Source organism: Kitasatospora sp. NPDC059146 (assembly GCF_042786665.1).
Classification (GTDB): Bacteria; Actinomycetota; Actinomycetes; order Streptomycetales; family Streptomycetaceae; genus Kitasatospora.
On the sequence record NZ_JBHZCY010000044.1, the window covers coordinates 1 to 13893 of the forward strand.

The 13893-nt window shown below is 74.6% G+C and carries 11 protein-coding genes and 1 pseudogene; 5 read left to right on the top strand and 7 right to left on the bottom strand.

Annotated features, from left to right (window positions below):
- On the top strand, positions 1-1134 hold a 1134-nt coding region (locus ACFXPX_RS20055), incomplete at its 5' end, for a PP2C family protein-serine/threonine phosphatase (protein ID WP_380642505.1).
- Between the two features lie 35 nt (positions 1135-1169).
- Here ACFXPX_RS20055 and ACFXPX_RS20060 read toward each other — a convergent pair.
- Positions 1170-2423, bottom strand: coding sequence for a threonine/serine exporter family protein (locus ACFXPX_RS20060; RefSeq protein ID WP_380399374.1), 1254 nt, complete (start codon positions 2421-2423; stop codon positions 1170-1172).
- Positions 2424-2517: 94 nt separating this feature from the next.
- Positions 2518-3204: a Tat pathway signal sequence domain protein gene (locus tag ACFXPX_RS20065; protein ID WP_380642507.1), complete on the bottom strand. Its 687-nt coding sequence runs from the start codon at positions 3202-3204 to the stop codon at positions 2518-2520.
- A 281-nt stretch (positions 3205-3485) separates the two neighbouring features.
- Between ACFXPX_RS20065 and ACFXPX_RS20070 the strand changes: the two genes are divergently transcribed.
- A complete protein-coding gene (locus tag ACFXPX_RS20070; RefSeq protein ID WP_380642509.1) occupies positions 3486-5078 on the top strand; it encodes an alpha/beta fold hydrolase in 1593 nt (530 codons plus the stop codon).
- A gap of 69 nt (positions 5079-5147) precedes the next feature.
- Here the strand turns inward: ACFXPX_RS20070 and ACFXPX_RS20075 are convergent, their stop codons facing one another.
- Positions 5148-5789, bottom strand: coding sequence for a DedA family protein (locus ACFXPX_RS20075; RefSeq protein ID WP_380522922.1), 642 nt, complete (start codon positions 5787-5789; stop codon positions 5148-5150).
- A 243-nt stretch (positions 5790-6032) separates the two neighbouring features.
- Here ACFXPX_RS20075 and ACFXPX_RS20080 point away from each other — a divergent pair, with 243 nt between their 5' ends.
- From ACFXPX_RS20080 to ACFXPX_RS20090, 3 genes are read left to right on the top strand one after another with little or no spacing between them, the layout of a single operon-like run.
- Positions 6033-7406, top strand: a complete 1374-nt coding sequence (locus tag ACFXPX_RS20080) for an MFS transporter (RefSeq protein ID WP_380522923.1) — start codon at positions 6033-6035, stop codon at positions 7404-7406.
- Between the two features lie 25 nt (positions 7407-7431).
- Complete coding sequence (locus ACFXPX_RS20085) at positions 7432-8112, top strand: response regulator transcription factor (protein ID WP_380642511.1); 681 nt, start codon at positions 7432-7434, stop codon at positions 8110-8112.
- Positions 8109-9488 (top strand): sensor histidine kinase, encoded by a 1380-nt coding sequence (locus tag ACFXPX_RS20090; protein ID WP_380522925.1) that lies wholly within the window; start codon positions 8109-8111, stop codon positions 9486-9488. Before ACFXPX_RS20085 ends, ACFXPX_RS20090 begins: the two co-directional genes overlap by 4 nt.
- Positions 9489-9516: 28 nt before the next feature.
- On the opposite strand, the gene ACFXPX_RS20095 is transcribed toward ACFXPX_RS20090, so the two are convergent.
- From ACFXPX_RS20095 to ACFXPX_RS20110, 4 genes and pseudogenes are all read right to left on the bottom strand, one after another.
- The gene (locus tag ACFXPX_RS20095; RefSeq protein ID WP_380522926.1) at positions 9517-9888 is read right to left on the bottom strand and encodes a fic family toxin-antitoxin system, toxin component; all 372 of its coding nucleotides are present in this window, start codon (positions 9886-9888) and stop codon (positions 9517-9519) included.
- Between the two features lie 167 nt (positions 9889-10055).
- Positions 10056-10415: pseudogene (locus ACFXPX_RS20100) on the bottom strand (hypothetical protein); the annotation flags it as partial.
- Between the two features lie 252 nt (positions 10416-10667).
- Positions 10668-11624: a TAXI family TRAP transporter solute-binding subunit gene (locus ACFXPX_RS20105; protein WP_380642513.1), complete on the bottom strand. Its 957-nt coding sequence runs from the start codon at positions 11622-11624 to the stop codon at positions 10668-10670.
- 119 nt (positions 11625-11743) lie between these two features.
- On the bottom strand, positions 11744-13570 hold the full coding sequence (locus tag ACFXPX_RS20110; protein WP_380522928.1) for a phospholipase C: 1827 nt from the start codon (positions 13568-13570) through the stop codon (positions 11744-11746).
- Between the last annotated feature and the right edge of the window lie 323 nt (positions 13571-13893).

The following is a 13893-nucleotide window of genomic DNA, read 5'->3' on the forward strand; positions in this document are numbered from 1 at the left end:
GGGCACCGGGCCGGGCGGCTCCCCGCCGTGGTGGGGGCGGCGGTGGTGGCCGTGGACGCCCTCCCCCCCAGCTCCTTCGAGTCGCTCAGCTGGCTGGCGCTGGTCCGGGTGGTCGCCGCGGGGCTGTGCGGTCCGGCGGTCACCGTGGCCTTCGCCGGTCTCGCGGTCGCCGCCTATCCCGGGCTGAACGGCCTCTGGGGCAAGTCCCACGGGATCGAGGACTTCCTGCTGGTGATCGCCGGCTGCGTCCTCGCGTATCCACTCAGCGTCTTCCGGGCCCGGGCCGCCGCCTACGTCCGCCATCTCCAGGGCGCCGCCGAGACCACCCGGCAGGTGGTGCTGCGCCCGGTGCCGCCGGGCTGGGGCGGGGTGGACGCGGAGGCCCGCTACCTGGCCGCCGACGTGGAGGCCCGGGTGGGCGGCGACTTCTACGACGTGGTGGCCACCCCGTACGGCGCGCGGGTCGTCCTCGGCGACGTCCAGGGGAAGGGCCTGCCGGCGGTCGCCACGGCGGCGGCGCTGGTCGGCTGCTTCCGGGAGGCGGCCTTCCGGGAGGAGGGCCTGGCGACGGTCGCCTCCTGGCTGGAGGAGCGGGTGCACCGGCAGAACCGGCTCTCCGCCCGGCTGGGGGAGGAGGACGAGCGGTTCGCCACCGCGGTGGTCGTCTGGTTCCCCGACGACGCCCCCGGGGAGATCCAGGTGGTCAACTTCGGCCACGACTGCCCGTACGTCCTGGGCCCGGACGGGGTCCGGCAGCTGCCGCCGGGCGACGGCGTCCCACTGGGCCTCGCCCCGCTGGCCGGGCGGCTCCCGCAGGTGCAGCGGCTCCGGCTGGGCGCGGACGAGACCGTGCTGATCGTCACGGACGGGGTCACGGAGGCCCGGGACCGCCAGGGCGACTTCTTCGACCTGCGCGCCCACCTGGAGGGCCTGGCCGGCCTGCCCGGAGCCGGGGAGCCGGAGCGCCTGGTGGGGGCCGTCGTCGGCGCCGTCCTCCGACACAGCGGCGGGCGCCTGACGGACGACACCGCGCTGCTCGCGGTCCGCAACGGCAAGGGCAACGGAAACGGGAGCGGCAACGGAAACGGCAGTGGCAACGGAGACGGAGACGGAAACGGCGCGGCCTCCGGCTGAGCCGGGGGCCGCGCCGGTCGGGCGTGCGGTGGGGGTCAGGCCCGGAGCTGGGCGACGGCGAGCGAGGGGCGCGGGATCCGGCTGATCACCGAGCCGATCAGGGTGCCGATCGACACCCCGAACACCGCGGACACGGCGGCCAGCACCGACTGGGCGCCGTTGCCGACCTCGATCTGCGCGGTGTTCAGCAGGCCGAAGGAGCCGGGCACCACGATCCAGAACGCGGGCAGGTAGAGCACCTGCCAGAGCGGCCCGCCGGGCAGCCAGTGCACCACGGTGGCCGCGACCGCGGCACTGACGGCGCCCGCCAGCCCGCCTATCGCCGCGCCGTGGACCGACCCGACCACCACCTGCACGGTGACGCTGACCGCGATCACCGCGACGATCCACGGGATCGCCGGGGGAGGGGTGTTCACATTGACCACGACGCCGGCCACGGCGATCGCCAGCCCCACCGCGATCACCCACCAACTCGGCTTGGCCACCTGGATGTTGGCCAGCGCACTGGCCGGAACGCCGAGCGCGGTGGTGGCCGCCGCCACCCCGGCGAGGAACAACGCCAGCTGCACCGCGCCGGACACCAGCCGGGCCGTCCCGGCGCTGGCGGCGCCCGCCGCGACCTCCGACAGCCCGGTGACCAGCAGTCCGCCCGGCAGCAGGATCGCCAGGGTGGCCACGATCGTGCGCAGCGGGCCCTCCAGCAGGCCGGCCCGGGTGAGCGACAGGACGAGCAGGGCCACCAGGAACCCGGCGGTGACCGGCAGCAGCGGCCGCAGCCTGGGCAGCCGGCGGGCCAGGACGGTCAGGCCCGCCACGATCAGCGAGCCGGCCCCGGCGGCCAGCACGTTCGCCGTCACCGGCTGGAGGAACAGGCAGACGCCCACCCCGACCGGCAGCGCCCCCAGGTCCGCCACCCAGGCGGGCCAGCGGGCGGGGGCGAGCCGGATGGCGTCCAGCTCGGCCAGCGCCCGGGGGCCGTCCAGCTCGCCGGCACGCAGCCGGTGCACCAGGTGCAGGACGTCCGCGGTCTGCTCGAACCGCAGCGCGGCGCCGACCGGCGCGAAGCTGGTGGCCTCCACCGCGTCGAGGGCGACGAACAGGCCGTTGGTGAGCGCGGCGACCCGCACCTCGGGAGCCCCCAGTGCCCGTCCGAGCCCGCGGAGTTCCTCCTCGACCTCATGGACGGGAAGGCCCCCGCCCAGTAGGGCGTCGCCCAGTTCGAGCAGCAGGCGGCGGAGCGGGTCGGCGGGGGCCTCGTTGCCCCGGACCGGCGGAGACTTGCTAGACATGGCAGGTATCGTCCCATCCCGCCCGCTTGGGTCCGAATCTGCCCTGGTCTGATCGTTTCGTGCCGCCGCCGTCGGGCTGCCGCTGGCCCGGGGATCAGTTCACGTAGACCGCCGGGGCGCCGGACTGGCTGGTGTCGGCGACCGGGCCGTAGCTCGCCGAGAAGTAGCCGTCGCCGGGGCAGAGGCCGGAGCCGCCGCTCTTGGCGAAGTGCTCGTTGGTGAAGGTCAGGCTCTGGCCGCCGTTGTCGGCGGTGCCGGTGAAGGCTCCGCTGAGCCGGTAGGTGCAGGTGATGGTGCCGAACCAGCTGTTCAGGACGGCGGTGGCCTGGATCTGCCCGGCGCTGCCACCGGTCAGGGTGACGGGCAGGCCGGTGCCGTCGTCGATCGAGACGCCGTACGGCAGGGTGTCGACCGTCAGGCTCTGCACCGAGGTGACGCCGGTGACGTTGGCGGTGCAGGAGCCGAAGGTGAGGCCGGTCATCGACTCGGTGGCGGTGCCGGGGGCGGCCGGGTTGGTCAGCACGGTGGCGGACAGCTGGGAGGTCGCGCAGGTGACGCCGGTGGTGCTGGTGGCGGTGGAGTAGAAGGTGGCGGAGCCGCCGGCGAGCGTCGCGGCGAGGGCGTCGCCCGCGGCGACGGCGGCGCCGCCCGTGCTGCCGGTGGTGAGCACGGGGCCGGCGTCGTCTGCCGGAACCGCGGAGGCGGGGGCCGCGGCGGCCAGGGCGAGCGCGGCGAGTACGGCGAGGGCCAGGGGCGCGGTGCGGTGGAGGGGTGCGCGCATGGGAAAGCCTCTTCCTCGGTGAGGGGCGAGAAGGCGAACGTCCGCTGCTCCCAAGGGACTTCCGAGGGGCGGGGAGCGGGGGAGCTGACTCCGTTGTAGGACCGTGTCGGTGGGCCGTCAAGGCGCGGCGGAGAACTTGCTGACGATTCGTCAACAGTGGCGGACCGGGCCTGCCGGCGAGCTGTCAGTGATCGGAGAGCAGGATGTCAGTGCCCTGACAGTGGGGGCCGGAAGACTCCGTGGCGCCCGATCACATGATCAACAACGGAGAGAGCCCGCCCGTGCCCCGACCCCGCCCCCTCACCGCCCTCCGCACCACCACCCTCCGTGCCGCCGCGGCCACCGCCGCCGGCCTGCTGCTGGCCGCCCTCACCCCGGCCGCCGCCTCGGCCGCCGCGCCCGCCCCGCCGGTGCCGGCCCTGACCTGGACCAAGCCCTGCACCCCGGGCTTCCAGTGCGACACCGCCCAGGTACCGCTGGACTACCGCGACCCGCGCGGCCGCTCCATCGACCTGGCGCTCATCCGCCGCCCCGCCGACGACCGGGCGCACCGGATCGGCACCCTGTTCTACAACCCGGGCGGCCCGGCGATCCCCGGCACCCTGGCGCTGCCCTCCACCACCCAGCTGTTCCCCGAGGACGTCCGCCGGCGCTTCGACATCGTCAGCTTCGACCCGCGCGGCGTCGGCGCCTCCACCACCCTGCGGTGCTTCCCCGACCCGGGCGGCGAACAGGCCCTGCTCGGCGGACTCCCCGCCGGCTACCCGATCGGCGCCGAACAGCAGTCACGCTGGGCCGACACCTACGCGCAACTGGGCCGCCACTGCGCCGACAACGACGACACCGGCCTGCTCGCCCACCTGTCCACCGCGGACGTCGCCCGCGACCTCGACCTGCTGCGCCAGGCCGTCGGCGACCGCAGGCTCAGCTACCTCGGCACCTCCTACGGGACGTACCTCGGCGCCACCTACGCCAACCTCTTCCCCGGCCGGGTCCGTGCCATGGTCCTGGACAGCGCCGCGGACCCGGTGGCCTGGTCCACCGGCCGCACCCCGCAGGACCGCGCGCTGCCGCCGTTCCTGCGCACCGGCAGCGACCTCGGCTCGGCCCGCGCCCTGGACGACTTCCTCGACCGCTGCGGCGCCGCCTCCCCGGCCGCCTGCGCCTTCTCCGCGGGCAGCCCGGAGGCGACCAGGGCCAAGTACGCCGCGCTGACGGACCGCCTGGCGCACGGACCGGTCACCGTCGGCACCGGGGCGCAGGCCGTCACCTACGACGAGGCGAGCGCCGTCTCGGCCGTCGCGCTGCTGCTCTACTCGGCCCAGCCGCTGCCGCAGCTCGGGAGCCCCGGCTGGGCCGCCCTGGGCGGGCAGTTGCAGAGCCTGTGGACCGCCGCCGACACCCCGGCGGCACCCCTGCCGACCGGCGCGCAGCCCGGCCAGACGCAGGTCCTCGGCGTGCTGTGCGCCGACACCGTCAACCCGCCCGCCGGCGCCGACTACCCGGCGCTCGCCGACCTCGCCCGGGACCGCTCCGGCGCCCTCGGTCCGTACTGGGTCTGGCAGACCCAGCGCTGCGCCGCCTGGCCGGCCGAGGCCGCCCGGGACCGCTACACCGGGCCCTGGGACCGCTACACCGCCGCGCCCGTGCTGGTCGTCGCCAACACCGGCGACCCGGCCTGGCCGTACGAGGGCTCCCGCGCGCTGGCCGACACCCTGGCCCGCGGCCGGCTGCTGACCGTCGACGGCCCGGGCCACAGCGTGCTCGGCAACCCGAGCGGCTGCGCCGCCGGCTACGAGGCGCGCTACCTGGTGGACGGCGACCTGCCGCCGCGCGGCCGGGTCTGCGCGCCGGACGCGCCGCCGTTCCGGTAGCGCTCGGTGACCGGCGGGCCTGCCCGATGGGGCGTGCCCGGATCGGTGACGGTCCGGGCACGCCCCCGTTCAGCGCTCCCCGCCGCCGTCCTCGTCCGACGGCTCGTGGCCGCGCGCGTGGTGGCGCCGCAGGAACCAGACCAGCAGCGCGACGGCGACGAGACCGGCGATCGTGATGGCGGCGACCCGGCCGACGGTGCCCTCCACCCTGGTGTACGCGGCCCCGGCGAAGTAGCCCAGCAGGGTGAAGCCGAAGGCCCAGGCCAGCCCGCCGAGGGCGTTGTAGAGCAGGAACCGGCGGTACGGCATCCGGGACATCCCGGCCAGCGAGGGCACCAGCGGGCGGAAGAAGGCGATGAAGCGGCCGACGAACACGGCGGCCGGCCCGCGCCGACGGATCAGGTCCTGCGCCGTCCCGACCCGCTTCGCGTGCCGCTGCAGCGGGCGGGTGCGCAGGATCGCCGGGCCGAGGTGGCGGCCGATCTCGTAGCCGGCGGAGTCCCCGAGGACGGCCGCGCAGACCACCACCAGGATCATCCAGCCGAGCGAGACGCTGCCCTGGTGGGCGATGAAGCCGCCGAGGACGGCGGCCGTCTCGCCCGGGATGAAGAAGCTGAAGAACAGCGCGTCCTCGGTGAAGACCATGGCGCCGACCACCGCGTACACGACCGGGCCGGACAGTCCGCGCAGCCAGTCGGTGATCGCGTGCATCCGCCGCACCTCGCCGGTGATCGGTCCGCTTTCCGCCCCAATGTAACGCTTGTCCCCCGAATCGCCCCTGGTGGAGGCCCGGGCCGGCCCCCGGCGGAGGCCCCGGGCCCGCCCCCGGCGGGTGGGCACCGGGGGCGGCTTCCTTAGCGGAACGTAAGATCTGCGCGGCGCTCCTTGCCGCCGCCCCGCGGGCGGCGGCACGCTCTGGGACACCCACCCGCCGTACCAGTCCCCGGAGCCGCCATGTCCCCGTCCGCCGCCGTCCCGGCCGCCCCCGCTCCCCGCCCGCAGCCGCCCGGCGGGGACCGCGCCCGGCGGCGGCGCGCCCTGATCGGCGGGTCGCTGGGCAACCTGGTGGAGTGGTACGACTGGTTCGTCTACGCCAGCTTCGCCGTCTACTTCGCCGACGACTTCTTCCCCGGCAGCGACTCCACCGCCAAGCTGATGAACACCGCCGGCATCTTCGCGGTCGGCTTCCTGATGCGCCCGGTCGGCGGCTGGCTGCTCGGCCGGGCCGCCGACCGGCACGGCCGCAAGAGCGCGCTCACCCTGACCGTCACCATGATGTCCGCGGCCGCCGTACTGATCGCCGTCGCCCCGACCTACGCGCGGGCCGGCTACCTCGGCGCCGCCGTGCTGCTGCTCGCCCGGCTGCTCCAGGGGCTGAGCATCGGCGGCGAGTACGCGGCCAGCGCCACCTACCTCACCGAGGCCTCCGCACCGAACCGGCGGGGCCTCGGCTCCTCCTTCCAGTACGTCTCGATGACCTGCGGCCAACTCCTCGGCCTGGGCATCCTGATCGTCCTGCAGCACACCCTGACCAGCGCCCAACTGCACGCCTGGGGCTGGCGGTTGCCGTTCCTGCTCGGCGCCGTGCTGGCCGTCGTGGTGCTCTGGCTGCGCCGCCGGCTGCCGGAGACCGAGGCCTTCACCGCCGAGTCCGCCGGCCGGGAGCGGGCCGACGCCCGCGGCACCCTGCGCAGCCTGTGGGAGCACCGGCGCCAGGCCGCCCTGGTGATGGCCCTGACCCTCGGCGGCACCGTCGCCTACTACACGTACACCACCTACCTGACCAAGTACCTGATCGGCAGCGCCGGGCTCGCCAAGAACACCGCGACCCTGGTCAGCTTCACCGCGCTCGCCGTGTTCGCCGCCGTCCAGCCGCTGGCCGGACTGCTCTCCGACCGGATCGGCCGCCGCCCGCTGCTGATCACCTTCGCGCTCGGCTGCACCGTCGGCACCTACCCGCTGATGACCGCCCTCGGCTCGGCCTCCGGCTACTGGTCCGCGCTCGGCCTCTCGCTCGTCGCCCTGCTCGTCGTCACCGGCTACACCTCGATCAACGCGGCCGTGAAGGCCGAACTCTTCCCCACCCGGATCCGCGCGCTCGGCGTCGCGCTCCCGTACGCCCTCGCCAACGCGCTGTTCGGCGGCACCGCCGAGTACATCGCGCTCTGGTTCAAGAACAGCGGCCACGAGTCCGGCTTCTTCTGGTACGTCTCCGGCTGCGCGCTGGTCTCCCTGGTCGTCTACGTGCTGATGCCCGACACCCGGCACGCCGTGCTCGACCCCCGGGAGGCCCCGGCGGTGGCCGCCGCGGCGGAGCCCGTACGGTAGTCACCTCAATCCCGGGGAGGGCTCCGTGCACATGCTGCTGGTCGAGGACGACGACCGGATGGCGCAGGCCCTCGCCACCGCGCTCGCCCGGCGCGGCCACACCGTGCGCCGGGTGGTCCGCGCCGCCGAGGCGCTGCGGCACGCCCGGGAGGCCGAGTTCGTCCTGCTCGACCTCGGCCTGCCCGACCTGGACGGCCTCGACCTGCTCCGCAAGCTGCGCACGGTCTGCGCGGTGCCGCTGATCGTGGTCACCGCGCGCAGCGAGGAGCGGGACGTCCTCCAAGGCCTGCGGGCCGGCGCCGACGACTACGTGGTCAAGCCGTTCCGGATGGCCGAACTCATCGCCCGGATCGACACCGTGCGCCGCCGCACCGGCGGAGGCGCCCCCGAACCGGCCGACGGGCGGCGGCAGGTGCGCACCGGTGACGTCACGATCGACCTGGCGGCCCGCAGCGTGACCGTGGACGGGGTCGAAGTCCGGCTCACCCGGCGCGAGTTCGACGTGCTCGCGCTGCTCGCCGCGCAACCCGGCGACGTCCGCTCCCGCGAGGAGATCCTCGACCGGATCTGGGGCGACGCCTTCCTCGCCTCCTCCCGCTCGCTCGACGTGCACGTGGCCGGCATCCGGGCCAAGACCGGCCGGGCCGCCCTGCTCCGCACCATCCGCGGCTACGGCTACCAACTCGGCGCCCTGGACGGCCGGTGAGGCGCCGGCTGCTGGCCGTGCTCACCGCGCTCATCGGTACGGCCGTGCTGCTGCTCGCCCTGCCGCTGGCCGACTCCTACGCCCGCGGCCGCACCGAGCACCTGCTGCTGCAACGCCGGGCCGACGGCGTCCGCTTCGCCGAACTCGCCGACCGGATCCGCACCGACGCCGACCGCCGCGAACTCGACGCCGAACTCACCCGCTACGCCCAGCTCTACGGCGCCGCCGTGACCGTGGTCGACACCGTCGGGCACACCGTCGGCCGGGCCGGCCCGGCCCCGGTCGGCCCGGCCGCCCGGCAGGCCGAGGACCGCGCCCTGACCGGCCGCTCCACCGAGGCCCTGCCCACCGTCCTGCCCTGGGGGCCGGACACCGTGGTGCTGGCCGAACCGGTCGGCCAGGACGAACGGGTCGGCGGCGCCGTCCTGTTGACCGTCCCCACCGGCGCGGCGCGGCACGACGTGCTGGTCCGCTGGACGCTGATCGCGGCCGGCGCCGTCACCGCCTTCGGTGCCGCCGCGCTGGTCGCGGCCGGCATCGCCCGCTGGCTGCTGCGGCCCGTCCACGAACTCGACCGCGCGGTCGCCACCATGGCCGACGGCCGCTTCGAAGCGCGCGCCGCCGTCGCTGCCGCCGCCGACACCGGCCCGCCCGAACTACGGCGGCTGCGCGAGCACTTCGACGGCATGGCGGCGGCGGTCGGTGAATCGCTGCGCCGCCGGCGGGACTTCGTCGCCGACGCCTCGCACCAGCTGCGCAACCCGCTGGCCACCCTGGTGCTGCAACTGGAGAACGCCGAGCCGTACGTCGAACCGGGCCCCGGCCGTACGGCGCACGCCCTCGCCCTGGACGAGGCGGACCGGCTGGGCGAGCTGCTGGACGGCCTGCTGGCCCTCGCCCGGTTGGAGGCGGCCGCCGCTCCGGTCGAGGAGCAGGACGTCTCCGCGGCCGTGGCCGAGCGGGTGGCGGCCTGGGCCCCGGTGTTCGAGGCGGGCGGCCCGGAGCTGACCGCCGACGTCGCCCCCGGGCTGCGCGCCCGCACCCTGCCCGACGCGGCCGGGCGGATCCTGGACGCCCTGCTGGACAACGCCGGCAAGTTCGTTCCGCCGGGCGCCCGCGTCCGGGTGACTGCCCGGCCCGGCCCGGACGGCGGCGCGGTGGTCCGGGTCCGGGACACCGGCCCCGGTGTCCCGACCGCCCAACTCCCCCTGCTGCTGGGGCGCTTCGCCCGTGCGCCGGAGCACCAGAACCTCCCCGGCACCGGCCTCGGCCTGGCCATCGCGGACGAACTCGCCCGCGCCGGCGGCGGAACGCTCACCGTCGCCGCGACGAGCCCCCACGGACTGACCGTCGAGTTCCGGCTGGCCGCGCCCTGAGCCCTGAGCTCCGCAGCGGTTCAGCGGTTCAGCGGTACCAGGCGCGGAGGGCCGTCGCGGTCTCCCGGACGTCGGCGCGCCCGTCCCGGATGCGGGCGGCGAGCTCGGTTGCGGCCTTCGGCCCGACGGTGACGGTGACGCCGGAGGCGGTGAGGTAGGCGGCGGCGACGACCGCGGCGAAGTGCTCGTTGCCGGACTCCAACGCCGGGACCCGGATGAGCTGGTGCATGAGCGCGGCCGCGCGCTGGTGCGGGCCCTCGTACACGGGGACGTCCATGACCTCGTCGGCGTGCCGGGCGACGGCGGCGCTGAGGGTGCCGTAGTCCGTGATGTCGGGGTCGGTGGGCAGGAAGCGGTGGGCGATGTCGAGCAGCCAGGCCCGGTCGATGCGCAGGATCACGCCGCGTCCAGGGCGGGTCCGCGCCGTCGGCGCGCGTGCTGTTCGGGGGCCTGGTGGAGCCGGCGCCGCTGCCCCGGCCGGACGTTCAACCGCATGAGGTGCAGCGTAGCCAGCCGTAGCGGCCGCTACCAAACGGGCTTGACGGCGCCTCGGCAGCGGCCCCGGGCTCACTCGTGGGAGCTGATCACCCCGCCGGTGCTGAGCACGATGTACACGCCGTTGGCGTCGAGCCCGGCGTCGTGCTGGTCGGACTCGACGGTGCCCATCACGGCGTTCCCGTGGCCGATGATGTCGGCGCGGTAGTGGAGTTCGCCGACCTTGGTGACCTTGGCCGTCCACCCGCCCGCCAACTGGAAGGTGCCCGGGCCCTGGTGGGCGCCGCCCGTCCAGGCGTGCACCGTGCCGTCCATCGCGAGCACCACGAACATGCCGTTGGCGTCGAGCCCGGTGTCCCGGCCGTCCGCCTCGATCGTGCCGAGCACCTGGCCGCCGTTGACGAGCTTGCCGACGTAGTGCAGGTCGCCGAGCTAAGGAGGAGCGCATCCGCGACCGATTCAGGTTCCATGGCGCGACAGCGGAGTCCGTCATCCAGCACTACGCCGGTCAGGACCTCGTCGTCACGGTCGATGCCGCCGGTACGCACGAGCAGATAGCCGGGCGCGTGTTCAGCGCGCTCCACGGACCTGGCCGCTGACCGGGCTTCGGCGGGGTGAGCCAGCCGTCGGAGGGTAGGCGCCGGCCGCACGCCGTCAGGCCGGCGCGGGCCTGACGGCGTGCTGCTACCCGTACACCGAGCGGTAGTAGGCCGCCGCCCCCGGGTGCAGGGGGACGGCCCCGGTGGAGACGGCGAACCGGGGCTCCAGCCGGGCGCCGGCCGTGACCGAGCGCAGCAGGGTGGCCCACCGGTCGAAGAGGATGCCGAGCAGCCGTCGTACGGCGTCCTCGGGGACGCCCGGGCGGGCGGTCAGGTAGTTGCCGACGCCGAGGGTGGGGACGGGGCCGGCCAGGCCGTAGGCCCCGGCGGGCAGGGTGACGGCGGTGTACACCGGGCCGTAGCGCTCCCGCAGCAGCGCGGCGACGGCGTCCAACGGCACGAAGCGCAGCGGCAGTTCACGGGCCAGCGCGGCCACCGCGGGGGTCGGCACGCCGCCGGACCAGAACACCGCGTCCAGCGTGCCCGCGCGCAGCGCGTCCAGCGACTCGGCCAGTCCGAGGGACCGCTGCCCGACGGAGATCCCCGCCCGGCGCAGCAGCCGCCCGGCCGTCACCTGGTTGCCGGAGCCGACCGCGCCGGTGGCCACCCGGCGGCCCGCCAGGTCGGCCAGCTCGCGCACCGGCCCGTCGGCGGGGGCGAGCAGGTGGAGGTAGTTGACGTACACCCGGGCCAGCGCCGTCAGGCCGAGCGGACGGTCGAAGGTGTCCCGGCCCAGGACGGCGTCCTCGGCGACGTCGGCGGTGGTGAGCGCGAGGTCCACCGCGCCGTCGGCGAGCTGTCGCAGGTTGTCGACGCTGGCCGCGCTGCCCACCGGGGTGAGGGTGAGCCGGCCGCTCGCGTTCACGGCCTCGGTGAAGGAGTGCCCGAAGGCGTTGTACGGCCCGCCCTCGGGCCCGGTGGCCAGCCGCAGCGCGCGGGGCGGTGCGTCCTCGGCGGAGCAGCCGGTCGCGCCGCCCGCGGTGAGGGCCGCCACCAGGGCCGCGCCCAGCAGGGTGCGGCGGTGGGGAGCGCTGGCGGTCATGGCGGGAAGGGTAGCCCGGCCCGGGACGCGGCGGCAGATCGGCCCGGGAACGCGGACACCGCCGGGCCCTGGGAGCAGGACCCGGCGGTGCCGGGGGTGTTGCGCGTGTGGGCCGTGCGTCAGGCGCGGCGGCCGCGCTTGCGACGGGCCAGGAAGACCGCTCCGCCGCCGACCGCCAGCAGGGCGACGGCCGCGGCCGCGATCGGCCCGGTGTGGGAGTCGGCGCCGGTCTCGGCCAGCGGCGGGCCGGAGACGCTGCTGGTGGCCCCGGCGACGGCGGTGGAGCCGTTGGCCGAGGTCGCCGAGCCGGCCGGGGTGGTGGCGGAGGAGCCGCCGGTGGGCTGTCCGCTCGGGCTGTCGCCGCCGACCGGGGCGCCGGTGGTCGGGTCCAGGATCAGGGTGGCCGACTGCGGGTTCTTGAAGTCGAACATGCCCTCGATGGAGCCGGCGTGCTCGTCGAAGGAGGAGTCGCCGATCCGGCCAGTCTTCCAGTTGTCCTCGACGAAGCGCAGGACCGAGGTCTGGTCGGTCTGGGTGTGGTCGACGAAGTTGGCCTTGGCGTACGGGGAGACGACCAGCAGCGGCAGGCGCGGGCCGAAGCCGCAGCGGTCGGCGTAGCCGCCCCAGCCGGCGTCCTTGCCGCACTGGCCGGCGCCGCTCAGGCTGTCGTTGGCCGGGTCCTTGGAGCCGTTGACCGGCTCGGCGAACTTGTGGTCGTACCAGCCGTCCGAGTCGTCGTAGGCGATGACGACGGCGGTGGAGGCCCAGTCCTTGGACTTCTGCAGCTTGTTGACGGTGTCGACCACGAAGTGCTGCTCGTCCAGCGGGTCGGAGTAACCGGCGTGGCCGTCCTGGTAGTTGGCGGCCTTGAGGTAGCTGACGGCGGGCAGGTTGCCGTGCTGGAGGGCGGCGTCGAAGTCGGTCAGGTCGTACTGGTGGTTGGCCTGGCCGGCGTGGCCGATCTCCTCGACGTCCTTCGGAGCGAGGTGCTTCGGGTTGGCCGTGGACTTGTAGTACTGGAAGGGCTCGTGGTGCGGGTTGTAGTCGGTCTGCGAGGCGCCCACGATGTTCTTGTGCGCGGAGTCGCAGGCCGCCTTGCCGTCCTTGGTGCCGGTCGGCTTGAAGCCGCCCTGGAACCAGCCCCAGCTGACGCCCTTGTCGTTGAGCAGGTCGCCGACATTCTTGCCGGTCATCACCAGCTGGTTGTGCGCGGGGCTGGAGCAGTCGTCGTAGCCCGGGTCCGGGTCGTTGATGACGGTGCCGATGCCCTTGGCGTCCGGGGAGGCCACCACGTAGGCGTCGGTGGTCTGCTGGCCGGTCTTCGGGTCGACCGGGTAGCCGCCGTGGGTGTTGCCGGTGACCAGGTTGATCGCGCCGGGGGTGGAGGGCCCGTAGTTGGTCCCGAAGGAGTTGTCGCTCATCGCGAAGTGCTGGGCGTAGTTCCAGTAGCCGGTGACGGTGTTGCCGTCGTAGTAGTCCATCACCAGGCCGGGCGCGGTGTACATCGGAGCCTTGCAGTTCTCGATGTCGGTGTGCTCGACGAACTTGTCCATCTTGCCGCCGTCGAAGGCGAGCTGCTCGTCCTTGTAGGTGTGGTCCTGGTCGCAGGTGACCGCCTGGGACGGGCTCAGCCGGACCGGGTTGTTGCGGTTCGGGTTCTTGTGCAGCAGGTCGTCGCTCAGGCCGTCCACCTTGGGGGTGTCGGGCTTGGCGGTGAACTTCACCTTGTCGTCGGCGGTGTTGGCCGCGTTCGGGTAGGTGCCGAAGTAGTGGTCGAAGGAGACGTTCTCCTGGAATATCACCACCAGGTGCTTGACCGGGGTGGCGGTCTGCGGGTCGTCGGCGGCGAAGGCCGCGGGGGCACCGCCGAAGGCGGTCAGCGAGGCAGCGCCGATCAGGCCGGCACCGTAGCGGAGCCACCTGTTGCGGGAGGGAACTGCGGGCATGGTCGGATCCTCGACGTCATCGTCATGTGTGTCAGAAGTAGGGGCCGTGACGCGCGTAGCACGAGCGGCGCGGCGGCTAGACGCTAGAGCGTAGCGGTGAACACGGTTGACGAGTGCATGTGAACACGCGGTAAATCGCCGAGGTACGGAACTCTTCGCCCGGACTGCCGTCGGGAAGACAAGTCCGTTGAATGCCCCCCGAATCCGACGAATACGGGACGTCTTCCGACGGTTTCCGGCCAGAAATGTCGCTTCCGTCCCGGCCGGGGCCGCTGACGGGCCCGGCACGAAACCGTGGTCGATCTCACGGAACGGCCCCGGCC